At 67.7% G+C, this 25,524-nt stretch carries 20 protein-coding genes; 14 read left to right on the forward strand and 6 right to left on the reverse strand.

What is annotated here, in order from left to right:
- The first annotated feature begins 1 nt into the window (after position 1).
- Genes IT361_03645 through gspG form a run of 3 tightly spaced genes read left to right on the forward strand, consistent with a single transcriptional unit; the run spans position 2 to position 3,038 of the window.
- Positions 2-1,435 carry a type II/IV secretion system protein gene (locus IT361_03645; protein ID MCC6316763.1) on the forward strand — a complete coding sequence of 478 codons (1,434 nt, stop codon included), beginning with the start codon at positions 2-4 and terminating at the stop codon, positions 1,433-1,435.
- Positions 1,432-2,631 carry a type II secretion system F family protein gene (locus IT361_03650; GenBank protein ID MCC6316764.1) on the forward strand — a complete coding sequence of 400 codons (1,200 nt, stop codon included), beginning with the start codon at positions 1,432-1,434 and terminating at the stop codon, positions 2,629-2,631. Before IT361_03645 ends, IT361_03650 begins: the two co-directional genes overlap by 4 nt.
- A complete protein-coding gene (gene gspG, locus IT361_03655; GenBank protein ID MCC6316765.1) occupies positions 2,628-3,038 on the forward strand; it encodes a type II secretion system major pseudopilin GspG in 411 nt (136 codons plus the stop codon). The genes IT361_03650 and gspG overlap by 4 nt, the downstream gene beginning before the upstream one ends.
- Before the next feature lie 258 nt (positions 3,039-3,296).
- On the opposite strand, the gene IT361_03660 is transcribed toward gspG, so the two are convergent.
- The gene (locus tag IT361_03660; protein MCC6316766.1) at positions 3,297-3,512 is read right to left on the reverse strand and encodes a hypothetical protein; all 216 of its coding nucleotides are present in this window, start codon (positions 3,510-3,512) and stop codon (positions 3,297-3,299) included.
- Here IT361_03660 and IT361_03665 point away from each other — a divergent pair.
- Positions 3,511-4,953, forward strand: coding sequence for a DUF1800 domain-containing protein (locus tag IT361_03665; GenBank protein ID MCC6316767.1), 1,443 nt, complete (start codon positions 3,511-3,513; stop codon positions 4,951-4,953). The genes IT361_03660 and IT361_03665 overlap by 2 nt on opposite strands.
- A 19-nt stretch (positions 4,954-4,972) precedes the next feature.
- Positions 4,973-6,292: a DUF1501 domain-containing protein gene (locus IT361_03670; GenBank protein ID MCC6316768.1), complete on the forward strand. Its 1,320-nt coding sequence runs from the start codon at positions 4,973-4,975 to the stop codon at positions 6,290-6,292.
- A gap of 239 nt (positions 6,293-6,531) precedes the next feature.
- On the opposite strand, the gene IT361_03675 is transcribed toward IT361_03670, so the two are convergent.
- From IT361_03675 to IT361_03685, 3 genes are all read right to left on the reverse strand, one after another.
- Entirely contained in the window at positions 6,532-7,935 is a 1,404-nt protein-coding gene (locus IT361_03675) for a M20/M25/M40 family metallo-hydrolase (GenBank protein MCC6316769.1), read from the reverse strand.
- 455 nt (positions 7,936-8,390) lie between these two features.
- Positions 8,391-8,993 carry an Ig-like domain-containing protein gene (locus IT361_03680; protein ID MCC6316770.1) on the reverse strand — a complete coding sequence of 201 codons (603 nt, stop codon included), beginning with the start codon at positions 8,991-8,993 and terminating at the stop codon, positions 8,391-8,393.
- Between the two features lie 31 nt (positions 8,994-9,024).
- A complete protein-coding gene (locus tag IT361_03685) occupies positions 9,025-9,258 on the reverse strand; it encodes a hypothetical protein (protein ID MCC6316771.1) in 234 nt (77 codons plus the stop codon).
- Positions 9,259-9,431: 173 nt separating this feature from the next.
- Here IT361_03685 and IT361_03690 point away from each other — a divergent pair, with 173 nt between their 5' ends.
- From IT361_03690 to IT361_03700, 3 genes are all read left to right on the forward strand, one after another.
- Positions 9,432-10,181 (forward strand): copper homeostasis protein CutC, encoded by a 750-nt coding sequence (locus IT361_03690; GenBank protein MCC6316772.1) that lies wholly within the window; start codon positions 9,432-9,434, stop codon positions 10,179-10,181.
- 190 nt (positions 10,182-10,371) lie between these two features.
- Positions 10,372-12,138 (forward strand): hypothetical protein, encoded by a 1,767-nt coding sequence (locus IT361_03695; protein ID MCC6316773.1) that lies wholly within the window; start codon positions 10,372-10,374, stop codon positions 12,136-12,138.
- A gap of 250 nt (positions 12,139-12,388) precedes the next feature.
- Positions 12,389-13,072 carry a hypothetical protein gene (locus IT361_03700; GenBank protein MCC6316774.1) on the forward strand — a complete coding sequence of 228 codons (684 nt, stop codon included), beginning with the start codon at positions 12,389-12,391 and terminating at the stop codon, positions 13,070-13,072.
- 278 nt (positions 13,073-13,350) lie between these two features.
- Here the strand turns inward: IT361_03700 and IT361_03705 are convergent, their stop codons facing one another.
- Positions 13,351-14,568, reverse strand: a complete 1,218-nt coding sequence (locus IT361_03705; protein ID MCC6316775.1) for an amidohydrolase family protein — start codon at positions 14,566-14,568, stop codon at positions 13,351-13,353.
- 345 nt (positions 14,569-14,913) lie between these two features.
- On the opposite strand from IT361_03705, the gene IT361_03710 reads away from it, so the two are divergent.
- Complete coding sequence (locus tag IT361_03710; GenBank protein MCC6316776.1) at positions 14,914-17,460, forward strand: carbohydrate binding family 9 domain-containing protein; 2,547 nt, start codon at positions 14,914-14,916, stop codon at positions 17,458-17,460.
- A gap of 199 nt (positions 17,461-17,659) precedes the next feature.
- Here IT361_03710 and pgl read toward each other — a convergent pair whose 3' ends face one another.
- On the reverse strand, positions 17,660-18,364 hold the full coding sequence (gene pgl, locus IT361_03715) for a 6-phosphogluconolactonase (GenBank protein MCC6316777.1): 705 nt from the start codon (positions 18,362-18,364) through the stop codon (positions 17,660-17,662).
- A gap of 98 nt (positions 18,365-18,462) precedes the next feature.
- Here pgl and gnd point away from each other — a divergent pair, with 98 nt between their 5' ends.
- From gnd to IT361_03740, 5 genes are all read left to right on the forward strand, one after another.
- The gene (gnd, locus tag IT361_03720) at positions 18,463-19,479 is read left to right on the forward strand and encodes a decarboxylating 6-phosphogluconate dehydrogenase (protein ID MCC6316778.1); all 1,017 of its coding nucleotides are present in this window, start codon (positions 18,463-18,465) and stop codon (positions 19,477-19,479) included.
- Positions 19,476-20,852 (forward strand): glucose-6-phosphate dehydrogenase, encoded by a 1,377-nt coding sequence (gene zwf / locus IT361_03725; protein MCC6316779.1) that lies wholly within the window; start codon positions 19,476-19,478, stop codon positions 20,850-20,852. Before gnd ends, zwf begins: the two co-directional genes overlap by 4 nt.
- Positions 20,849-21,538, forward strand: coding sequence for an ROK family protein (locus tag IT361_03730; protein ID MCC6316780.1), 690 nt, complete (start codon positions 20,849-20,851; stop codon positions 21,536-21,538). Before zwf ends, IT361_03730 begins: the two co-directional genes overlap by 4 nt.
- Before the next feature lie 133 nt (positions 21,539-21,671).
- On the forward strand, positions 21,672-22,118 hold the full coding sequence (locus IT361_03735) for a hypothetical protein (GenBank protein ID MCC6316781.1): 447 nt from the start codon (positions 21,672-21,674) through the stop codon (positions 22,116-22,118).
- 128 nt (positions 22,119-22,246) lie between these two features.
- Entirely contained in the window at positions 22,247-25,519 is a 3,273-nt protein-coding gene (locus IT361_03740; protein ID MCC6316782.1) for a glycosyl hydrolase, read from the forward strand.
- Positions 25,520-25,524 lie beyond the last annotated feature (5 nt).

The following is a 25,524-nucleotide window of genomic DNA, read 5'->3' on the forward strand; positions in this document are numbered from 1 at the left end:
CGTGAGCGATCACCTTCGGGCCGCGGCCTCCGGGCCACTCGCCGCCGAGCTTCCGGCGCGGTTCATGGAGGAGCACGCCCTCCTGCCGCTCCGGGTGGAGCCGGACGGCGCCCTCGTGGTGGCCTGCGGACGACCGCCGGATGCGACGATCGCCGACGAACTGCAGCGGCGCTTTGGCCGCACCGTGCGCTGGTACGAGGCCCCGCTCAACGACGTGCAGGCCGCCATCCTCGCCGCCCGTCGGGAAGCGACACCGGTCGCACCGGCCAGCGCGCTGGAAACCGAGGCCATGGGCGACCTGCGCGCCCAGGCGAATGACGCGCCCGTGGTGCAACTGGTGAACGCCATGCTCGCCGACGCGCTGCGCACGGGGGCGAGTGACCTGCACCTCGAGACCGGGCGCGACGGCCTGCGGGCACGCCTGCGCCAGGACGGCGTGCTGCGCGACGTCGCGACCTACCCGGCGCGGCTCGCCGCCGGAGCCCTGAGCCGCGTGAAGCTGCTCGCCGGGCTCGACATCGCCGAGCGTCGCCTGCCGCAGGACGGGCGCGCCCGGGTGCGGCTCGGCGACCGCGAGGTGGACCTGCGTGTGTCCACGCTGCCCGCGCTGCACGGCGAGTCGGTGGTGCTTCGCGTGCTGGACCACGGCGGCGGCGCGCGCGACCTGCCGGCGTTAGGCATGCCGGTCACCGTCGAGGCCGCGTTTGCCCGCGTGCTGGCCCGGACCAGTGGACTCGTCCTGGTGACCGGACCAACCGGCTCCGGCAAGACCACCACGCTCTATGCCGCCCTCGCACGACTCAATCAGCCCGGCGTGAAGGTCGTGACCGTCGAGGACCCCGTGGAGTACCAGCTCCCCGGCGTTACCCAGGTGCCCGTGCATCGCAAGGCCGGGCTCACCTTCGCGACCGCGCTCCGATCGATCCTTCGCCATGATCCCGACATCGTGATGGTCGGTGAGATGCGCGACCGCGAGACCGCCGACGTCGCCATCCAGGCCGCCCTCACCGGTCACCTCGTGTTCTCCACGCTCCACACGGGCGACGCACCCAGCGGCGTCACCCGACTCGTGGACATGGGGGTCGAGCCCTATCTCGTGGCCGCCACCGTGCAGGCCATCCTCGCCCAACGACTCGTGCGCGTGCTGTGCCCGGCATGCGTGCGACGTGCGCCGACGGGCGAAGGGGTGCCCGTCGGCTGTGCCGCCTGCGGCGGCTCGGGCTTCCGCGGACGCACGGGCCTCTACGAACTGTTCGTCCCCGACGACGCGGCCCGACAGCGCATCGTGGCCGGCGCGACGGGTGACCAACTGCGGGCTGCGGCTCGAACCGCGGGCGTCGCGTCGCTGGTGGACGCGGGCCGCGCGCTCGTGGCGGACGGCATCACCACGATGGAAGAGATCCTGCGGGTGACCAACGCCGGGGAGGCCGAATGAGCACCGCCTTCCGCTATCGCGCTGCCACGGCCGGTGGGCAACTGGTGGAAGGCGTGGTGCGCGCCGACTCGGAGCGCAGCGCACTCGAAGACCTGCGACGCCAGACGCTCGTGCCCGTGTCGCTCGCGCCGGAGCAGGTAAGTCCCTCACGACCGGTGTGGCCACGTGCTTCGCCGCGGAGTGAGGTCGCCGTCGCCATGCGCACCATGGCCACACTGCTCGCCGGAGGGGCCACGCTGGACCAGGTGCTCGACTTTGCGGCTCGTCAGGCCGCTCACCCGGACGTGTCGACGGCGCTCGACGGCGTGCGACGCGACGTGCACGGCGGCCTGACGCTGGCGACCGCGCTGGGCCAACGCGCGGCGCTGTTCGGGACGCTCGCCCCCGCGCTCGTGCGCGCCGGGGAAGAGAGTGGGTCGCTCGACGCCGCGCTCGATCGACTGGCCAACCATCAGGAGCGTGCGCAAGCGTTGCGCGCACAATTGCGTGACGCGCTGATCTACCCGGCCCTCCTTGCGCTGGTCGCAGGGGTTGGCGTCACCGTCCTGCTGACCTTCGTCGTGCCCCGGTTCGTCCAGATGCTCGGCGACCTGGGCGGCAACCTCCCGTGGAGCACCCGGCTGCTGGTTGGTGCGTCGCGCGGAGCGACCGACTACGCATGGCTCTGGATCGGTGGAATCGGCGCGCTGGTCGCCGGCGCCATCGTGTGGAACCGGGACGCCGAACATCGTGCCCAGTGGCACGCGGCGAGACTCACATGGCCGGTGGTCGGGGCGCTGGAGTGGACCGCGGCGACGGCGCGATTTGCGCGGACACTCGCCGCGCTGCTGGCCGGAGGTACCCCCGTGCTCACGGCGCTCCGCATCGCCCGTGAAAGCGTGGACAACCTGTACATGGGCCGGCAGCTCGACGCGGCAATCGCGCGTGTCGAGCGCGGCGATCGGCTGGCGACGGCGCTTGACGGCGTTTTGCCCCCGTTGCCTCGGCAGCTGCTGGCCGTCGGCGAGGAGAGCGGCACGCTGGGCGCGATGGCGGAACGTGCGGCCGACGGGTGCGACGCCGAGGTGCAACGAGGCCTCCGTCGACTGGTCGGGCTGGTGGAGCCGGTGTTGATCGTCCTGTTCGGGGGGCTGGTGGGATTCATCGCCCTGGCCATGTTGCAGGCGATCTATTCGATCAACGCGAGCGTGCCATGAGACGAGCCGGATTCACCCTGCTGGAACTCATCGTCGTGATCATCGTGCTCGGCCTGCTCGTCGGGCTCGTGGCGCCGCAGATCTTTGGCCGTGTGGGCGAGGCGAAGGACGTGGCCGCAAAGACACAGATGTCCCTGCTCGCGTCGGCGCTCGACAACTACAAGCTGGACATCGGGGCGTATCCGCTGACGGCGCAGGGGCTCGGTGCGCTGCGCACCGCGCCTACAGGGCTGGCCACGTGGCGCGGGCCCTACCTTCGCAAGGAGGTTCCGGCCGATCCTTGGGGGCGAGCGTACGTGTATCGCGCACCCGGTGATCGGAACCCCAACGGTTTCGACCTGATGACATTTGGCCGTGACGGGAAGGCGGGCGGGACCGGGGAAGACGCTGACATCGTGGGCCAGTAGGCGGGCGAAGCGCGGGGGTCGTGGCGGAACGCACCTGCCGCCGCGCCGCGCGGGTGGGACAGAGTGACGGAAGCGGGAGCTTCGGAGGCCCGCGGGGCAGACGAGCCCACGACGCCGGTGTGCGCCGTGACACGGCGCGTCAGGGTGGGTTGGTATTTGCATTGTCGCCACGAGGGTTGGTCGTTTTTCAAGCCCAGTTCGTGGGTACCGCAACGGATTGAAGGCAGGGCGGGTGGGCGCCAGGAACCGCATGTCATTTCACCGCACGCGCACGGGGAGCACTATGAGCGTGACTTCGACGGACGCCATCGGAGCAGCGTCGGACGCAGACGCCGAGGACCAGGACGCGCGACCGAGTCGGCGCGCCTTTTTCGCGATGGGGGCCTCGGTGGCGGCGGCGTCGCTGGCTGGCGCTTCGGCGGCGGCGGCGCAAGGGACGGGAACCGCAAAGAAGCCTTCAGCGGTTCGAGGCATGGTCAAGCGGCTCCTCAATCAGCCCCCTGACCCGGCCTTCGATCCCTTCAAGCGCCAGCCGACGCTGTCGACCAAGGGATGGGATTCGGCGCTGTCGCGACTGGTGCGGCGGGTCACGAACGGGGTGACCGAGGAAGAGATGAAGCTGGCGCACAAGCTGGGCTTCAACGGCTACCTCAACTACCACCTGCAGGCGTCGAAGATCGAAGATGGCGCCTGCCAGGCCTGGGTGGGCCAGAACGCGCCGTTGCTCGGTAGCGCGCCCGAAGCGCTCTACAGCCTGGACCAGCGCATCCCGATGGACCAGCTGATTGCGTCGAGCGTGTATCGGGCGGCGTTCTCCAAGCGGCAGTTGCACGAGCGGCTCGTCGAGTTCTGGAGCGACCACTTCAACATCGAGTACGAAAAGGTCCGCTACCTCAAGCTGGGTGACGACCGCGACGTGATCCGCAAGCACGTGCTCGGGAAGTTCCCCGACATGCTCAAGGCGAGCGCGCACTCGCCGGCCATGCTCGAGTACCTCGACAACACGCGCAACCGCCGCACGACGCTCAACGAGAACTACGCGCGCGAGATCATGGAGCTGCACACCGTCGGCGCCACGGGCGGATACTCGCAGGCCGACGTGCGCGAGCTGGCACGCTGCTTCACGGGATGGACGCTGGCGGGTCGCGGCAACTTCAACTTCGACCCCAACGGCCACGACTTCGGCGAGAAGATGGTGTGGGGCCAGCGCATTCCGGCGCTCCCGGCGTCGTCCGGCGTGCAGGGCAAGACCGACGCTGACACGATGATCGAGTTCCTCGTGAAGCATCCGAAGACGGCGGAGTATGTGTCGTTCAAGATGCTGCGCTTCTTCCTGCAGTACGATCCCTCACCGACGCAGATCGCGGCGGTGGCCAGCGTGTACACCAAGACCGGTGGCGACATCCCCGCGATGATGCGCGCCGTGCTCACGCCGCAGAACCTTCTGGCGGCGACCCCGAAGTACAAGCGTCCCTACACCTTCATGCTTGGTGCGATGCGTGCCACGCTCGTGCCCTCGCAGGTGGCCAAGGTCGATCAGCTGTCGTTCCGGTACCTGCCGCTCCTTGGCCAGGCGATGTACCAGTGGGATCCGCCGGATGGGTATCCCGATCGCGCCGACTACTGGGCCGGCGGCGTGTTGCAGCGGTGGAACTTCGCCACGTACATCACGACGACGAACTCCACCGAAGCGCGCATGGACGCCAATCGCTTCTGGAACGCGACGACGCCGGCGTCCAACACGCCGGACACGGTGGTGGACGCGATCGCGCTGCATCTCTTTGGCGGCGAAATGCCTGACCGGCTGAAGGCGCTCGTGCGCGGCTACCTCGCCGCGACGCCAACCATGTCGCTCACGCGCACGCGCGAGGCCATTGCCCTCACGCTGAGCTCCGCCACCTACAACTGGCTCTAGCCACCCTGACGAGGTTCCCATGAGCCACGACGAACACGACGCCTGCGCGTGCGACGAGTACAACGACCTCACGTCGAGACGTTCCTTTCTGCAGACCAGCGGTGGCCTTGGCGGCGCGGCCCTCTTTGCGTGGGCGTATCCCGAATGGCTTCCCAAGGTCTCCTTCGCCGATTCGTTCGCCGGCGAGCGGGATGTCATCGTCTCGATCTTCCTGCGCGGTGGCGCGGACGGCCTTTCGCTGTGCGTGCCCTTCGGTGATCCGCTCTACTACACCGGGCGCCCGACCATTGCGATCCCACGGCCCGACAGTTCGAGTGCCAACCGCGCGATTGCGCTGGACAACTTCTTCGGCTTCCCGCAGGGCATGCGCTTCCTGGTGCCGGCATACCAGGCCGGGCACCTGCTCGTGGTGCACGGGGCCGGTCTCACGTACAACACGCGGTCGCACTTCGACGCCCAACACTTCATCGAGCTGGGCAAGGCCAACGACAACTCGGTGAACACCGGCTGGCTGGGTCGCCACCTCGCGACGACGTCCCCGATGAAGAACGCCGCGAGTCTGCGTGCCATCACCATCGCCGACGGCCTCGCCGAAACGCTCAAGGGCGCGCCGCGCGCGCTGCCCATTGCCGACCCCGCGAACTACGGCATCTCCGGGTCGGGGAGCACGCGCGCCGAGCGTCAGGCGTGGCTCGGACTGGAATGGGGCGAGTCCATCGATCCCGCCAAGACCGCGGCGTCGGACGCGCTCAACACGATCAACATGCTGCGCAACCTCAACGTGGCCGGCTACCAGCCGGCGAACGGCGCGGTGTACCCGAACACGGGCCTCGGTCGTGGCCTGCGCAACTCGGCCGCTCTCATCAAGGCCGACATCGGCGTAGAAGCCGTGCACCTCGACATCGGCGGCTGGGACACGCACACGCAGCAGGATCCGCTCGCTGGCAGCATGAACGGGACCATGACACAGCTCTCCGGTGCGTTGGGCGCGTTCTGGCAGGACTGCATCGCGTCAGGCCTCACGCAGAACGTCACGGTGGTGGTGGTCTCCGAGTTCGGCCGGAACGTGCGAGAGAACGGCAGCCGCGGCACCGACCATGGCCGGGGCACCGCGATGTTCGCCATGGGCCGCGGCATCAACGGTGGTCGCGTGCTGACCAACAACTGGCGCTCGCTTTCACAGGAGAACCTGGCCGATCGCCAGGACCTTCCGGTGTCGATCGATCACCGCGACATCCTGGCGGAGATCGTGCAGAACCGGCTGGGCAATGCGAACCTGGGCGTGGTGTTCCCCGGTTATGTGCCGGTCATCAGGGGAGTGACGAAGCCGAACGCCTAGAGAGTGATGGGAATACCCACCGATCGACTGGTGGGGGTGCGGATGCGCCCAGACGACTGAAGGGTGGAGCACCAGGGGGTGGGCGCAGGGATGCCGCTCGTCGGATGGACGGGTGGTGGGTGACAGCCCGACGAATGAAGGGATTCCAGCGCAAGAAAAAGGGACTCGGTGCTCTCGCGCCGAGTCCCTTTCAGCTGCTGCCGATCGTCAGCTGACCTACCCGCTGCCCTTCGTCCGTTCTAGTAGCGCGGCCTCGTCTTCCGGGGCGCACCGCCGCAGTTGTCCGGCCAGTTCGCCGGCCACGTGCCCGGGGACTTCGTGCGATCGATGAACTGCGGATCTTCGCTCGCGAGGTATGTCATCATCGCCACGAGCACCGCGTTGTGCCTGAGGTCATCCCACACGACCTTGTCGTACGTGTCGCGATTGGTGTGCCAGGTGTACGTGCCGTAGTTCCAGTTGAGCGCGCCCATGCCAAACGACGGGGTGCCGTAGCAGGCGAACACGGCGCCGTCGGTGCCACCGGGGTTGCCGACCGGTGTGTCGTTGAAGGCCCACGACACCACGTTGGGACTCAGCGAATCAGTGAAGAAGCTCGGGAGCTTGCCATACCAGTCGCGGAGATGCGGCCCGATGGCGGTGAGGCCGGACGCGGACACGTTCTGCACGCGACCGGTGCCGTTGTCCTGGTTGAACAGCGCCTGCAGCCCCTTGAGCACCTCGGGATGATCGGTCGCAAACGCGCGCGAGCCGTTGAGGCCCTGCTCCTCGCTGGACCAGTGGCCCACCATGATCGTGCGCTTGGGGTTTGGATACACCTTCTTCAGGATGCGCATGGCTTCCATCATCATGAGCGTCCCGGTGCCGTTGTCGGTCGCACCCGAAGAACCGTCCCACGAATCAAAGTGCGCCGAGAGCATCACGTATTCGTCGGGCTTTTCCGAACCCTTGATCGTGCCGAGCGTGTTGAACGCCGGCACTTCGCCCAGGAGTTCACCGTCGAGGTCGAGACGCACCATCGGCCGCTGATTGTTCTCGGCCAGGCGATAGATCAGCGAGTAGTCCTCGCAGCTCAGCGTCACCGCAGGCGCAACCGTGTTGTAGGTCTCGAAGACTTCGACGGTACCCCAGCCGCCGGAACCCTGCGGCGGACGCGGCGCATTGGCGGTCACCGAAGCGGCGGGACCACCGCCGCGCATGCTGCCAGCGCTCGGCGCGCGGCCGCCGCCCGGCGGCCCACCAAAGCCGCCGCCACCGCCGGCGCCGTAGCCGCCCTGCTTGAGGCGCGAGGTGATCAGACCGGCCACCCCGGCCTGTTCGAGCCGCATCCCAAGCGTGCCCGTACCGAGACCCATCGACTTGCCCGTGCCGCGATACAGCTTCGTGCTGTCGCGGGGGTCACTCGACCAGTCGGCCTGCATCGCCGTGATCGCGCTGTCGATGCGTGCGCGTGACTCCGGGGTGCTCCAGCGGAACCAGTCCTCTGACGGGCGGCAGGTCGGCCACGCGGGCGAAAGCAGCACGATCTTGCCGCGCGCCTGAGGCAGCCAGCGGACAAACTCCGTGCTGTCGGCAAACTTCGGGAGGATGATCGCCTGCGCGGTGACGGGGCGTCCCTTGGTGCCCGGGCTCCACGCCAGCATCTGCCCCTCGAGCGAACGCACGCGCGGCTGCACCAGGTCGATGTGCGAGGCGCCGCGACGCCAGCCGCGCCACGTGCCGTATTCGTCGCGCTTCGCGTCGATGCCCCACGCCTTGTACTGCGCGATGACCCAATCGCTCGCTGACCTCATGCCGGGGCTTCCGGTGAGGCGCGGGCCGATGGAATCGAGCAGCACCTGACCAAGCTGCGTCAGGCGCGAGTTGTCCATGCCTTCGGACCAGATGCGCTTGAGAACGGCGTCATCGGTCGGGAACGTGACGGGCCGACCACCCTGGGCGGCCGCGATCACGGGGAGTGCCACGAGGCCCGCCGCGAACGCTGCGGCGGCTGTCAATCGAGAGGTGCGCATGAGAGTGGGGGAGGAAGCGAGCGATCAAGCTACGCCGCGGTCAAGCCACCGCGCCACAGCACGGCCGTGGGGACTCCCCCTACCCTTCAGCGCACGACGACCACCTCGCCTGCCATGCCGTTGTGCAGCGTGCAGTCGTAGGCAAAGGTGCCCGTCGTGTTGAACGTCCGTCGCACGGTGGTGTTGGAGATCGGGAGGATGTCCTGGGGCACCCCGGCGGCCGCCTTGAAAATCACGTTGTGCGCGGTGGCCGGGAACCGGAAATCCACGCTTCCGGTCACCCGGATCGTCGACGTGAACGGGGTGAACGAGTTGCCCGGCATGTCGACCACGACGATGAGCGGCGCGGTGCCTACGGTGACGCGCGTGGTCCCGACGCGCCCGCCCATCGTCGCGGTGACATCGGTCTGGCCGTTCGCGACGCCGGTCACGAGGCCGCCCGGGCTCACGGTGGCTACGGCGGTGTTGCCAGACGCCCAGGCGATCGCCGGTTGTGTCGCGATGGGGTTCCCCGACGCGTCGAGTGCGGTCGCCGAGAGCTGTTCGCTCTGTGAGGGAAACAACGTGATGGAGTTGGCGACCATGCGCACCGTGGCCACGCCGCCGCCACCAGGTGGGCCGCTGGAATCTCCGCCGCTGCACGCTACGAGGCCCACCAGGGCCCCACTCAGCCAAATTGCTCGCTTCATGAGTTGGCCCTCCGATGCGCCAACGATGTGGCTATTCGTCGGGCCGGGCCGTGACGGCGCTCACCGCTCGGCACAGGCGCCCGTGATCGGCGCAATACAGCCCGTAGTGATCCTTGAACACCTGGTGAACGGCGCGTTCCCATTCGAAGCGCACCACATAGATCGCCTCGACCCGGGTCTTCTCGCCCACCACCTCCCTCGGATCGAGGCGCTGAATCCTGACCTGCTCCGGGAAGAAGTCCAGCTGCACTCGGCGACGCGGCAATCGGTGAGGTGGCGCTCCACAACATAGCGAGGGCGGCGGTGGGGAGAGGGCGCTCGTGTATTCTTGAGTCAGCCACTTACCTCCACGACACGCGACCGGCCGTGGCCCCCGGGTGCGACACCCGCGTTCGGCACGCTGATTCCGTGTCTCGCCCCAGATTGACCGAGAGCCGCATGCCCGTCCTTGTCGAAGCCTGTGTCGATTCCGTGGCCGATGCCGTCACGGCCGAACGTCTTGGCGCCGGTCGGATCGAACTGTGCGCCAACCTGCAGGAAGGCGGCACCACGCCGAGTCTGGGAATGGTGCGCGCGACCGTGGCGAAGGCGGGCATCCCGATTTTTCCGATCATCCGGCCGCGTGGCGGCGACTTCTGCTATTCCGCCGACGAGATCGAGGTCATGCTGCGGGACATCGAGGCGGCCAAGGCGGCGGGCGTCCACGGGATCGTGGGCGGAGCGCTGCATCCGAACGGCACGATCGACGAAGATGGCACCGAGGCGCTGCTCGAGGCCGCCGCGCCGCTCCCCTTCACGTTCCATCGCGCGTTCGACCTGACGCGCGACCTCGACGAAGCCCTCGATGCCTGTCTCGCGTTAGGCGTGACCCGGATCCTGACCTCGGGCGGGGCGTCGACCGCGCTCGAGGGCGTCGACGCATTGGGGCGCCTTCGCACGCGGGCCGGGGCGCGGCTCGGGATCATCGCGGGCGGAACCGTGCGCGGAGACACGGCGTCCCAGGTGGTCGAACGCGCTGGCGTTCTTGAGGTGCACACGGGGCCGCGTCGCGCCGCCACCGGCGCCATGCGCGCTCGGCACGGGAGCGCCCGCATCGGCACGCGGAACGATGACGGTCGAGGATGGCAGGAACTTGATGCGGACGCCCTGGCCGCCGTCGTGCAGGCATTGGCTCGATCCCACGCGTAGCGAGCCTGCCGAGCAGACGGCTCGGGCGCGCGGGTGCGATCGGTCCCCCTTCCACTGGGGGCGATCGCGGTTGGCACGCTGGGCGGGCGCAGGTAACGACCACACGGGTGAAGGAACCGTGGCGTGTATCAATCGCTGCGGGCGTCGGGTCGCGCGATCGCGGGCCGACGCGTCGTACATTCCTGTGTCCATGCCTCCGCCTTCCTCATCGCTCATCCGTCGGGCGGCTGTCGCGCTGGTGTTTGCCGCGCCCCGGCCCGCCCCCGCACAAGTGATCAGTGTTCGCCCGGTGACCCCGGTGCGAACCGGACCCCTTCTTTCGGAACTCAAGCACCAGCAACTCGAGTTCGAGGGGTATCGTCGCCAACACATCCCCCTGGTCGATCTTGGCCGATCTTCTGGTGGCCGGTGTGACGAACAGGTGGGTCGGTTCTGCTACTGGTACGACGAGAGCGAACCGCCGGCCCCTCCAGAGCCGGACGACATTGCCCGGCGTCGCGAGCAACTCATCGCGAGACTCGATTCAGCGTTCCGCGTGGTTCCGGCTGAACCATGGACCTCGGGGGTTCTGGTCCGCTACCTGGTTGAAGCGGGTCGAGTGGACCGCGCGATCGACGTGGCCGCGACATGCACGACCATCGGATGGTGGTGCCCGGCGCTCCGCGGGTTTGCCTACCACGCTGCGGGGCGTTCGGCGCAGGCAGACAGCGCGTGGAGCATTGCACTGCGGGCGATGGACGAAGGTCAGCGATGCGAGTGGCACGACCTCAAGCTCGTACTCGACGACGCCATGCTGCGCGACTATCGCGAGGTGGACTGCGTCGCGCGCCGCGCGCAAGAGAACCGCATCTGGTGGCTGGCTCGGCCGATGCTTTCGTCGCCCGGCAACGACGCGCACGCGGAGTTCCTGTCGCGTCGACTGTATGCCGTTATGCTCACCGACGCACCCTCGGTCCATGAGCAAGGCTTCGACGCCGACGAGCGCGAACTGCTCATCCGGTACGGCTGGCCGCGGGCGTGGACCCAATCCACCGTCCACGTACAGGGCCGTGAGAGTCGCGTGATTACCGGGTACGAACCCTCCCCCGCACCACCCATGCTCCCCACCGCAGCGACGGTGCGGAACCCGGCGCTGAGCGATTCCATCGGATGGCGTGGCAAGGGGCTTCCCGGCGTGCGCGCGCGCTACTCACCCGATGTCGCACGCCGCTTGCTGCCACTGGTGCATCAGGCCGCGCTATTCCGTCGCGGAGATTCCGCGCTCGTCGTCATGGCCTACGACGTGTCCGGTGACTCCGCGCTCGCCGCGGTGGCCGGCACGAGCGCGATGTCAGCCGCGCTCGTACTCACCAAGGGCGAAGAAGCCGACGCCTCGATCGTGCGACACGCGCTGCCTGGCGCAACCGGAACGATCTCCGCCATGACGTCCTGGGGCCCGACCCTGCTCAGTGGCGAAGTGGCAGCGACCTCCCGGGGCACCTTGGCCCGCGCGCGATATGGCCTGCGCGCCACCGACCATCCTGGCTCTCGCGTCAGCATTTCCGACCTCCTGTTGTTCGAGCCGTACGACGGAATGCCGCGCACGCTCGACGAAGTGCTCCCGCATGCGCGCGCCTCGCAGGTCGTGGCGCGCGACTCGAAGATTGGCATCTACTGGGAGACCTACAACACCAGTCCGCTGGGAGAAGGCATCCAGGTGGCGATCAACGTGGCGCCGGAGGAACAGAGTGGCGGTGGGTGGCTGCGTCGCGGCCTGACGGCGCTGCGACTGGTGCGCGAATCGCAGCCGGTGTCGATGGGCCTGAGCGATGTGAGCGCGCGTGGGCGCGCGTTCACGCCGCGTGCCGTCGTCGTGGATCTCACGAGCCTGCGCCCGGGTCGTTACGTGCTGCAGATGGAGATCACCGCCCAGGGCACTGCACCGGTTCGCGCCGAGCGCGTGCTCACGGTGCGCTGACGTCACGGTGCGCCGACGTGGGATAGGTGCGGCGACCCGCAGACCGCTCCAGCGAGCGTGCCACGCGGCGCACAGCGTTCTGGTGCGATTCACCACACGCGATTCGCGTCGGCAACGGTAGCTTTCCCGCCACGGCAACGGCCTCGCGTGCACGGATCGCGCCGTCGTTACCCCGCCTTCAACGCGGGCGTCGGACAGGCAGGCGGCCGGCGTCTGGCCGTCACCGGCGACCATCCTTCATTGCTCCGCTATGACTCCGTCCTTCGGGCGTTTGCGCGTTTGGTTCCTGGGGACTCTGCTCGCAACGCTGATGAGCGCTGGTGTGGCGTCGGTCTCCGCGCAGGAACTGCGGCTTGGCTCGGTGCACGCGCGCACCTCGGACGACCGCTGGGGCAACCCGTCGGGGTGGGGGCTCGCCTTTCAGTACCCGGCGAACGACTACGTGACGTTGCTGGTCGGCGTATCCGCCACGAGCGATCGGCGCAATCGCGTCGGCCAGGTGTGCGCCAACTGTCCCACGGAGCAACTCGACAATCACGCACGTCTGCTCGACCTGCGCGCCGGCCTCGCGGGCACCGTCTTTCGCGCGCGACAGGTGGCGGTGTCGGTCACGGGCGATCTGCGATGGGTCGAGGGCACGAGCGACACGCGCGCCCAGCAGACGGCGCGCTTCGTGAGCACGAGTCCCGGCTACTGGGGCCCCTCGCTCGGCGTCGACCTTTCGTGGAAGCCATCGCCCACCGGGGCCTTTGGCGTCTTTGTCGCCGCGCAGTCGGTCTGGTGGAGGCCGCGGAGCACGACCGGCGATCCTGACATCTACGATCCGTTCACGGCGACCGTGCAGGCGCCGAGTGTTTCAGCAGGTATCTCGTGGGCCGTGAGATTGCGGGCGAGCGACGCCGACCGGCCGGCCACCGAATCCGGAAGCCGTTAGGCGTCCGGGGCCTGACATGGGCTGCATTCGTCGCGAAGCGGCGCATCAGCCCCCGAACAGCGGCGCAGATCCACCGTCACCGTGTGACGCCATCTGACAACGTCCATCGCGTGGTCGGCCCCGCGCCCACGTTCGCGACCGCAACGACCGTGGGGTGTGCACGCTGGAACGTTACGGGGACGCCGCTTGCTGCCGGTCCTCCGTGTGCACGCGGCTGGCGCTGCGCGCCGCCGAGGTGAGAATGCGAAGGCGCCATTCGGCGCCGCGACGCCGAGGGGTCAGCGCACTACGCGATTCCCGGCCACCCACACGGAGGAGATCCGGCGGACGTTCGAGATATCGGCCAGCGGGTCGGCGTCGAGTACCGCGAAGTCGGCCCATTTCCCCGGTTCCAGCGTGCCAAGGTCGCGGTCGATCTTCATGCAGCGCGCTGCGTCGAGCGTGGCCGCGCGCAGCGCCTGCAGCGGTGAGAGGCCGGCTTTCACCATGAGTTCGAGCTCCATGAGCTCGAAGTACCCCTGAAAGCGACCCGCGGGCCCCGTGTCGGTACCCATCGCGATCGAAACGCCGCCGTCCGACAGCCGCTCTACGTTCGCACTCGCCACGTCGAGGGCTGCCTTGTAGCGCTGCGCACTCGTGCTGCTGCGCATCGCTTGCTGTCGCGCGGGATCCCTCCCCTGTGCGACCCATTCCGGATTCGCATGGGCCTTGAAGAGCGGATCGTCGAACCAGGGAGGCGTCGATTCGTAGACGAACGTCGACACCTCGCGCATGAGCGTCGGGCTCACGCAGACGTCCTTTGCCCTGAGCGCGGCAATAAGCCCGCCGTCGACGGCCGCATCGCGAACGCTGTGCGCGACGAGGTCCACGCCGGCATCGAGCAGGCGCCTGGCGTCGTCGAGATAGAACAGGTGCGCCGCCACACGGAGCCCTCGTCGGTGCGCCTCATCGATCACCGCGCGGTAGACAGGCTCCGGCATTTTCTGTGTTGTGCCGAGGTTGTCGTCGACGCGGATCTTCACCATGTCGACCTGCTGCGCCGCGACGCCGGCCACCTGGGCTCGCGCCTCGTCGATCGTCGTCGGCGCGAGCACCGGGCCCGCCACGAACACTCTCGTCCGCGCCAGCAATGGCGTCTCCTGGCTCCGCCGCGCCTCGAACACCGATGCCGGTTCGCCGCCAAGGCTGTACACCGTGGTCACGCCGTACGCCGCGTAGGTCGCGAGGTCTGCCGGCGAAGTCACGTGGCCGTGTGCGTTCACGAGTCCCGGCATCACGGTCTTGCCGTTCAGCGCAATGCGCTCGACGCCTGCTGGGATGTTGACCTGCCGGGACGGGCCCGCCGCCACCACGCGTCCGTCGCGCACCACGATCGTCGCGTCCGCGATCGGCGCGCGACCCGTGCCGTCAATGAGGCGAAGGCCGGTGAAGGCCCTGACCTGCGCACCAAGAGACACCGGGAGGAGCAGAACGGCGAAGGCTGTTGTGAAGCGCATGATCAGCGGATAGGGAGGGCGACCGATAAGCGACCGCTTCGGTAGCGGGTCATCATGGATGAGGCGCGCTCGTCAGAGCGCTCGATTGATCGAGACGACGTATGTAGCAAGGCGTGCCCGTAGCGGAGAAGCTCGCCTGCCTGACGCCGCACGTCCACCCCGGCGCACGCTGGAGTCCGGTCTCCCCCTGATGCCCTAACATGCCTGAACCGAAGGACGGGTGGTCTGTCGGAGCGAACCTCCGACAGCTGTCAGGCAGGACACGCGATTCCGGCCGACGGTTGGCCATTCAACCAATCGGACCAACGCGCTGTCCAAGCTCGGTCGCTTTCCAGAGTCGTCTCGATGTTGCGCCATATCCTTCCGCTCGGCATCGCCGTCGCCGTGACGTCGAACCTCGGTGCGCAGGACACCAGGGTCGCAACGCGCACGGCCACAGCAGTCCAGGCCCAGCGCGCCCCGCAGATCGATGGTCGCGCGGACGATGCCGTGTGGCAATCCGCGCCGCGATTCGCCGACTTCGTGCAGTTCGAACCGCGTGCGGGGCTCAAGCCGAGCTTCGGCACGGAGTTCCAGGTCGCGTTCGATGAGCGCAACCTCTATGTGTTCGCCAGGATGTTCGATCCACACCCGGACAGCGTCATGCACGCGCTGTCGCGTCGCGACCAACGCGGGCCGTCCGACCAGATCAAGCTCCTGATCGACTCGTATGGGGATCGACGCACGGGCTTCCAGTTCGCCGTCAACCCGGACGGTGTGCAGCGCGACTACTCGATCAGCAACGACACGCAGGAAGACGACTCATGGAACGGTGTGTGGGATGTCGGCACGCAGGTGGATTCGCTCGGCTGGACGGCGGAGTTCCGCATCCCGCTGTCGCAGCTTCGCTATGCGCCCACCGCATCGCCGATGTTCGGATTCGGGCTCTGGCGCGACATCGAGCGGTATCGCGAACGATCTGCGTGGCCGGAATACGTTCCAACGCGCAATGGCCTCGCGTCGCAGCTCGGGCGACTCGAGGGCCTGCAAGGCATCACGACCGCGCGACGCCTGGAGCTTACGCCGTACGTGGTCACCAGGAACGTCCAGCGCGTCATGTCGCCGTCGCGCTTTGGGCGAGACCAGGAGATCACCGGCGGTGCCGACCTCAAGTTCGGCATCACGCCAAACGTCACGCTCGACGCCACGGTGAATCCGGACTTCGGCCAGGTGGAGGCCGATCCCGCCGTGGTGAACCTCTCCGCCTTCGAAGTCTTCTTCAATGAGCGCCGCCCCTTCTTTCTCGAGGGCACCGCGCTCTATGCCTTCGAACTCAACTGCTACATAGTTGTGGACTGCGGCACCAACGAGGGATTGTTCTACTCGCGACGCATCGGGCGGTCGCCCGCATTGCGCGACTTGTATGGCAACCGCACCACGCCAACGGCGACATCAATCGCCGCGGCAACAAAGCTCACCGGACGCACCAACTCCGGTTTGTCGTTTGGCATGCTGGACGCCGTGACACCGCGGGTCGCGGGGGACTCCGGCAAGACGGTGGAGCCCACGACTAACTACGCCGTGTTTCGTGCCCAGCAGGACCTGCGAGGCGGCGAAGCCGGGATCGGGCTCATCGCCACCGCGGTGAACCGTTCGCTCGACACGTGGTCGGAGCCCTGGCTGCACCGCAACGCATACGCAACGGGCGCGACGTTCCGGAACCGGTTCTACAAGCGACAGTACGAGTTCACCGCGCAGTTCGCCGGCTCGCGCATCGAGGGCACGCCGGCTGTCATCGCACGCACCCAGCGCAACTCGGTGCACTTCTACCAGCAGCCGGGCGACGACCTCGATGTCGATACCACGCGCGCCTCGCTCGTCGGCCACGCCGAGCAGGTCAGGTTCGGCAAGTATGGGGGCGGGATCACCCGCTTCGAAACCAGCCTCGTCAGGCAGTCGGCCGGCTTCGACGTCAACGATATCGGGTTCCTGCAGCGTGCCGACAAGGTGGACTGGAGTACCTGGGCCGCGCTCACCTTCCGGACGGCCAAGGGCATCTATCGTTGGGCGCAGGTGAACGCCAACCACTGGGAAACCTGGAACACCTCGGGCGCGCGGCTCGACAACGCCTTCAACTTCAATGGCCACATGGGCCTCATGAACACCTGGGACGTGCACCTCGGCGGCACGATGGCGCGCATGACGCCCAGCGTGTGCGATCGCTGCACCCGCGGTGGCCCGCACCTCCGGCAATCGCGCGGCTTCTACCCCTGGGGCGGCGTGAACACCGACAGCCGAAAGACCGTCTCGGGTGGCCTGTGGTTCAACCTCGGCTTTGGCGACGAGGGCAATTCGCGCTCACGGTCCCTCGAGCCGTACGTGAATGTTCGGGTTTCCACGCGCCTGCAGGCCAACGTTGGGAGTGGGTTCAGCAGAAACGTGAACGACATGCAGTGGTTTGGGAACTTCACCGACGAGCGGGGTGTGCGGCACTATGCGTTCGCACACCTCGATCAGCATACGGTGTCGACGAATGTCCGACTCAATTATGCGGCGACCCCGCGGCTCAGCTTCGAGTTCTACGGCCAGCCGTTCGTGACACGCGGCTCGTACTCCAATGTGCGTGAGGTAAGTGCCACGCCCGAAGCCGAACGGTACGACGATCGCTTCCGGCCATACACACCGCCGGCGACGTCGCAGATGTCCTTCACGGTCACGCAGCTTCGCACGAATGCCGTCGCCCGGTGGGAGTACCGCCCCGGCTCGACGCTGTTTGTGGTCTGGGCACACGGGCGGCAGGACAACGACGACCGCAACCTCGATCGGTCATGGGCCCGCGACTATCGCGATCTGTTCGGCCTGCATCCTGACAACACGTTCCTCGTGAAGTTCGCCTACTGGCTCAACAGGTAGCACCTGAGGGGGTCAAGTGATACGGCTCCGGCGATCTCGCTGATCCCGCGGTTGTGGCGCTTCACCGGTGCTGAGTCCCTGTCCGCGAAACCTCGTCCTGCGCCGCTCGAGGCAACGGCGGCCGTCGCGCCGACGACGCTCATGGCCATAGGGCATATCTCGCCACCTCCGGGGGCCCATCTCGGCGATGCACGCAGGATCAACCCGCGGAGTTTGGCGCCGCCGCCGGATCAATCAGCAGCAGGGCGCGCCGCGCGCCCCGAAACACCGCGGCAGCCGGCACATCACCCTGAGGGTCGAGCGTGCGGCGCACCGCGTCTCGCTTGGAGGTACCGAACGCGGCAAGCACGGTGAGCGAGGCGCCGGTGAGCACCGGCAGCGTGAGCGAGAGACGCTGCGGCGGTGTTTTTGGCGCATCGTGCTCCATGACAACACTCGCCGAGGTCGCGCGCGCGACTGCGTGCCCGGGGAAGAGCGACGCCACATGGCCGTCTTCGCCGATACCCAACAGGACGATGTCGAGCACGGGCGGGCGGCCGGCGACCCGCGTCAGCGTCTCCTCATACACCACCGGTGCGTCTTCGCCCAGCTCCACGGGCATGCGGTGCAGCATCGCGCCTGCCAGGTGCGCAAAGGCCGGCAGCGCGCGCAACGCCGACCAGTTGGACCTGGGGTCGCCCGCCGGCACCACGCGCTCGTCGCATTGTACGAGGTGCGCGCGATCCCACGGGAGCGCCGCCTCGGCCAGGGCAGGCACCAGCAGCTCGAGCACCGAGCCCCCGGGCACGGCGATCGTCCAGGCCCCGCGCGTGGCAAGAGCATGTGCACACACGGTCGCCGCCTCTCGCACGAGCATCCGCGCGAGCGCAGCCGCGTCCGCCACGTGAACGCGAGGGTCGGGCACTCCGGGTGAACTTGTGTGCATCATGCCACCTTGTACGTTAGCCTCGCGGCGCCGCTCGCGCCGCGGCGCGCACGCACCACTCTTTCACGGGACACGCGATGGACCTCGGCATGGTCGGTCTGGGGCGCATGGGCGCCAACATGGTTCGGCGCCTCATGAAGGACGGGCATCGCTGCGTGGCGTACGATCGCGCCGCCGACGCCGTGGCGACACTGGCCGCCGAGGGCGCCGTCGGTGCGGCGTCACCGGCAGCGCTCGCCGCAGCACTTCCGTCGCCGCGCTTCGTGTGGCTCATGGTGCCCGCGGCGATCGTCGACCGTGCCATCGACGACCTCCTGCCGCATCTGGCACCGGACGACACGATCATCGACGGCGGCAACTCGCGCTTCCACGACGACATCACGCGGGCCAGGCGGCTGGGCTCGGCCGGCATTCACTATGTAGACTGCGGCACCAGCGGCGGCGTATTCGGGCTCGACCGGGGCTACTGCCTCATGATCGGTGGCGAGGCCGACGTCGTGCAGCGGCTGCGCCCGATCTTCGAGACGCTCGCGCCCGGAGCGCACGCGGCTCCCCCAACCGCGGGTCGCACGCGCACCGACTCCACGGCGGACCACGGCTTTCTGCATTGTGGCCCTGCCGGCGCGGGCCACTTCGTGAAGATGATCCACAATGCGATCGAATACGGCATGATGCAGGCGTATGCCGAGGGCTTCAACCTGCTGCGTCACGCGGGGGCGGGCCGACACGAGCGCGCCATCGACGCCGAGACCACGCCGCTCGATCACCCCGAGTACTACCGATACGATTTCGACGTTGGCGAGATCGCCGAACTGTGGCGGCGCGGCAGCGTGATCCCGTCGTGGCTCCTGGACCTGGCGACGCAGGCTCTCGCCGACGACCCGGCGCTCGCCGGCTACCAGGGCCGCGTCTCCGACTCCGGCGAGGGGCGGTGGACGCTCGCCGCAGCAAACGACCTCGGCGTACCGATCCACGTACTGGCTGGCGCGCTCTTCGAGCGCTTCACCTCGCGAGGTGAAGCCGACTACGCCAACAAGATGCTCTCCGCGCTTCGTCATCAGTTCGGTGGCCACGTGGAGAGGCCGCACGCATGAACGGCGCGCGCTCCGACGCCCTCGTCTTCTTCGGAATCACTGGCGACCTCGCGTACAGGAAGATCTTCCCGGCCCTGTACGCGATGGCGCGACGGGGAGTACTCGACCTCCCGGTGGTCGGCGTCGCGTCCACCGACATGTCCCGGGAGCAACTCGTCGCGCGCGCGCACGCGTCGCTCACCGACGCGAAGGTGTCGATCGACGAGAAAGCGTTTGCCGCGCTCGCCTCCCGGCTCGCATACGTGCGGGGCAACTACCTCGAGTCCGAGACCTACGGCCGGATCCGGCAGGCGCTCGGCGCAAGTCGACAACCGCTGTTCTACCTCGCGATTCCACCCTCGCTGTTCACCACAGTGGTGGAGGGCCTCGCGACGTCGGATTGCACGTCACGCGGGCGCGTGATTCTCGAGAAGCCGTTCGGACGCGACCTTGGGTCCGCCATGGCGCTCAACGCCACGCTGCACGCGCGCTTCGACGAGTCGTCGATCTTCCGCATCGATCACTACCTGGGAAAGGAAGCGGTGCAGAATCTGCTCTACTTCCGCTTCGCCAACGCGTTCTTCGAACCGGTCTGGAACCGGAACTACGTGGAGAACGTGCAGATCACGATGGCCGAATCGTTCGGCGTGGCGGGACGCGGGAAGTTCTACGAAGAAGCCGGCGTGGTGCGTGACGTGATCCAGAACCACCTGCTCCAGGTCGTTGGGTTTCTCGCCATGGAGCCGCCGAGCAGCGCGTATCCGGAAGCGATCCGCGACGAACAGGCCAAGGTGTTGCGCAGCATCCGGCCCCTCGACCCGGCAACCGCGGTGCTTGGTCAGTTCGAGGGCTATCGTGAGGCCGCAGGCGTGGCCCCGGACTCACGCGTGCCCACCTTTGGGGCCGTGCGCGTCGAGGTCGACTCGTGGCGCTGGGCGGGCGTTCCGTTCTACATCCGCGCGGGCAAGTCGCTCGCCGTGACCGCAACCGAGGTTTATGTGGAACTCAAGGCGCCGCCGCAGGTGGTGTTCAACGAAGCGGAGCCGGCGATGGGCAACTACGTGCGATTCCGGCTCGGTCCCGACGTGGCGATCGCGTTAGGCGCGAGCGCCAAGGTGCCCGGTGAAGGCATGGCGGGCACGCCTATCGAGCTCTCGATGACGCGCCAGAAGACGTCGGACGAGATGGACGCCTACGAGCGTCTGCTCGGCGACGCCATGCAGGGCGAGCCGACGCTCTTTGCGCGTCAGGACGCGGTGGAGGCGGCGTGGCGCATCGTCGATCCCCTGCTCCATGTCGACCGCCTCCCGACCTCGTACCCCGTCGGCAGTTGGGGCCCTGCTGAAGCGCCGGCCCTCGTTGCCGGTGTCGGCGGATGGATCGATCCGCGATGACCGCGCGACGCCAACGGGGCGGGCCACGCCGCATCCTCGTCGTCGACGTCGGTGGCACCCACGTCAAGGTTGCCATTGCCGGCGAGCGCCGCGTGCTCAAGCTGCCGTCGGGCCCCTCGCTCACGCCGGCGCAGATGGTGAAGTCCGTTCGCGCAGGAACGGCGGATTGGCGATACGACGTCGTCACCATTGGCTACCCCGGGCCCGTGCGCGACGGACAACCGATCCGCAATCCGCACAACCTTGGCCGAGGCTGGACGCGGTTCGCGTACGAGGAGGCCTTCGAACATCCCGTCCGTCTGGTGAACGATGCCGCGATGCAGGCCATCGGGAGCTATCGCGGCCGGCGCATGCTGTTTCTCGGCCTTGGCACGGGACTCGGCTCGGCGACCGTAGACGCCACCAGCGTGCAACCGCTCGAACTGGCGCACCTGCCCTATCGGGAGGGAAAGAGCTACGAGGACTACCTTGGCGTACGCGGCCTCCAGCGACTCGGCGCCCGCAAGTGGAAGCGCCACGTGCACCACGTCACGGAGATCCTTCGCGTCGCCTTGCTTTGCGACTACGTCGTGCTCGGCGGAGGCAACGTGAAGCGGCTGGACGAACTCCCTCCTCACGCCGTGCGTGGCAGCAACCTCCTTGCGTTCCGCGGCGGTGAGCGCGTGTGGACGACGTGGCATCAATGACTGGGGCGGAGGCGTAGTACCCAACGAAGGAGCACCGGACAGCGGTGGAGACGCGGGAGGCTTCGTTCTCGCGCTCGTTCCGTCGCCGGCTGGGCATGGAACGCGTAGATTCGGGCAACTCTTCCCCCGCCAGATGCGCCAAGCCCTGCTGCACGCCTTTGCATTCGTCCTGGCAGCTTCGTCCAGCGCCAGCACGGTCCAGGCCCAGGCCGACAAGCCGTTCACCGTCGACTATTACTACAGGATCAAGTGGGGCCACACGGCGGAGTGGATGGATCTCTACAAGCGGAACCACTTCCCGATCCTGCAGCGACAGCAGGAGATGGGACGCATCGTGTCGATGTCGGCGGTGACTCCGGTCTATCATGCCGGCGAAGCCGATCGCTGGGACCTGCGGTTCACCATCGTGTGGAAGAACGCCGACGTGGCGCACGACGACTTCGACTCCTCGACGATCGCGAAGGCGCTCTATCCTGATCAGGCAAAGTTCCTGAAGGAGGAGCAGCGTCGGTTCGAGCTGCTGTTGCAGCACATGGACGTGCCGGTGGTGGCCGAGAACCTGGCGGGCTGGAAGCGATAGGCGGGCCGGGCGTCGCGGGATGAGCGCGCGCCGTGCGCGGTCGCTCGACCTGACCTTTCAGGGGCCCAGGGCTAGTTTTCGCCCCTCGGCCGCGTCCGGCGGCCGGGCCCTCCGTCGAGTCTCCGTCCATGCGACCTGTCCGCACCCTCGCGTTCGCCTTCACCGCACTTTCCCTCGGCGCATCCCTCGCGAGTGCCCAGCGCACTCGACCTGCGGCACCGCAGCAGGCGGTGGGCGCGCCGGCCTACGACCCCACGCTCTACACCGCACCGTCGGCGACGTCGGCGCGGTTCAAATCGCTGCGATGGCGCAACGTGGGCCCGATCCGCGGCGGCCGAGTGGTGGCCGTCGCCGGCGACCCCACGCGTCCGTTCGTGTTCTACCACGGCAGCGTGAACGGCGGCGTGTGGAAGACCACGAACGGTGGCCAATCGTGGAACAACGTCACCGACGGAACGACCGACATTTCATCGGTAGGCGCCATTGCCGCCGCGCCGTCGGACCCCAACGTGATCTACGTCGGCACCGGCGAGTCGCAGCTGCGCGAAGACCTCACCTTCGGCACCGGCGTCTACCGTTCCACCGACGCCGGCCAGACGTGGAAGCACCTCGGCCTCACCGACACGCACCAGATCACCGACGTGGTGATCGACCCGCGCAACCCCGATCGCGTGTTCGTGTCAGCGATTGGCCACGCGTTCGGACCGAATGCGGAGCGCGGCGTGTTCCGCACGACGGACGGTGGCAAGTCGTGGGCCAAGGTCCTGTTCATCAATGATTCGACCGGCGCCAACGACCTGTCGATGGACCCGAGCAACCCGCGCATCATCTACGCGTCGTTCTGGAAGTTCCAGCGCACACCCTGGTCCATGAACGCCGGTGGCGGCCGAAGCGGCATCTGGAAGACGGCGGACGGTGGGGACACGTGGACCGAGATCACGTTCAATCCGGGCATTCCGCGCACGCCACTCGGCAAGATCGGCCTCGACGTGTCGCCGGCCAACCCGCGCCGCATCTACGCCAGCATCGAGGCGCCGGACTCGTCAGGCGGCATCTTCCGCTCCGACGACGCCGGCGACACGTGGCAGCGCATGAACACCGACCCGCGCTTCTGGGTGCGCGCCTGGTACTACTCCGCGGTCACCGCTGACCCGACGGACGAGAACACGGTGTACGTGATGAACCTGCAGGTCATGCGATCCATCGACGGCGGCAAGACGTTCACCGTGGTGCGCGTCCCGCATGGCGACACGCACCCGCTGTGGATCGACCCGAAGGACAACCGTCGCATGATCAACGGCAACGACGGTGGCGCGCAGGTGTCGTTCGACCAGGGCGCGACATGGTCAACCATGTACAACCAGCCCACGGCGCAGTTCTACCACGTCACGACGGACAACCAATGGCCGTATCGCATCTACGGTGCGCAACAGGACAACTCGGCGGTGTCGGTGATGTCGCGCTCTGACGATGGCAGCATCGGGGAGCGGGACTACTACTCCGTTGCCGGTTGCGAGAACGCCACGGTCGCCGTGGATCCGCGCGATCCGATGATCACCTATGGCGGCTGCTACATGGGCTCCTTTTCGCGCTACGACCATCGGACGCGGCAGGAGCGCGACATCTCGGTTGGCCTGCGCAACTTTGACGGGTGGGGCGCGAAAGACGTGCCGCACCGCTTTCAATGGACGTTTCCGGTGCTCATCTCGCCGCACGACCCGAAGACGCTGTACGTGACGTCGCAGCACGTCTGGCGTTCGACGACCGAGGGCGCGAGCTGGGAGCGCATTTCTCCCGACCTCACCACGGCGGATCCAAAGACGCTCGAACGCACCGGTGGCCCGATCCACGGTGAGATGACCGGCGCCGAGTGGTACGCGACGATCTACGCGTTCATGGAGTCGCCGCGACAGAAGGGTGTGCTGTGGGCCGGGTCCGATGACGGAAAGGTGCATGTATCGCGGGACAACGGCACGACCTGGCAGGACGTGACCCCGCCGGGCTACGGGCGACTCACGCGCACGGCGCATATCGATCCGTCGCCGCACGACCCTGCCGTGGCCTACATCGCCGCCAACCGCTATCAGCAGGACGACTTTGCGCCGTCGTTGTGGAAGACGGCGGACTATGGGCGGACCTGGACGAAGATTGTCCGGGGCCTGCCGGCCAACGCCTACTCACGTGTGGTGCGTGAAGACCCGAAGCGGCGCGGACTGTTGTACAGTGGCAGTGAGCTCGGCGTGCACGTGTCGTTCGACGACGGCGCGACATGGGAGCCGTTGCAGCTCAACCTTCCGCGCGTCAGCGTCCGCGACCTCAAAGTTCATGACAATGACCTGATCGCCGCCACGCACGGCCGGGCGTTCTGGGTGATCGACGACCTCTCGCCCCTGCGTCAGTTGGCCGACAGCGTCACGTCGAAGCGCATGCACCTGTTCCAGCCCGCAACCGCCGTCCGCTGGCGCGGTGGCTCGCGCGGCATCAACACCGCCGGGGCCAACCCGGCCGGAGGCGCCTACATCGACTACTGGTTCGCCGCCAAGCCGACCGCAAAGGTGACACTCCAGTTTCTCGATGGCTCCGGCAAGGTGCTCCGGTCGTTCGACAGTGAAGGCAAGGCCGATACGGCCATGGGCGCCAGGGACTCCCTGGCCCGCCGCGCTGACGCGACTCGCGCCGACAGTCTCGCCTACATGCCGGGAACGGACAAGGTGCCGGCCCGGGCCGGCGGCAACCGTTTCGCCTGGAACCTGCAGGTCGAAGATGCGAAGAAGATGGACAACACGGTGATCGACGAGGGGCACCTTGGTGGACCTATGGTGCCACCGGGCCAGTACACCGCACGACTCATCGCCGGCTCCGACACGCTGACGCACCACTTCGAGGTCATCGCCGATCCGCGCATCGCCGCCATCACCACCACCGCGGACCTCCAGGCGCAATACGCCGCCGCGCTGCGGGTGCAGGAGCGCATCAACGAGATCGTGGAGAACACGCAGCGCACCGAAGACATCCAGAAGCAGATCGACGGCAAGGTGCAGCAGACGAAGGACCAGGCCTACGCCGCTCGCGTCGACAGTGCGGCGAAGGCGGTGCGTGGTCGGTTCGAGTCGGTGCGCGAGGAACTCTACGAAATCGCCTGCCACGTCGACCAGTGTACGCTCGACCAGCCGGTCAAGCTCTACAACTGGTTCATCACGCTCAACGCGCAGGTGCAGCAAGGCGACTTTGCGCCCACCAGGCAGCACGGCGAGATCTACGACCAGCTCAACACCAAGCTCCAGGTGCAGCTGCAACGACTGCAGCGGCTGGAGGCCGAAGACCTGGCCGCATTCAACCGATTGCTGCAGGAGCTCGGCGTCCCGAACGTGTTTGTAGCGCCCCGAAAGCCGATCTCCTGACGGCG

The organism is Gemmatimonadaceae bacterium (assembly GCA_020846935.1).
Lineage (GTDB): Bacteria > Gemmatimonadota > Gemmatimonadetes > Gemmatimonadales > Gemmatimonadaceae > RBC101.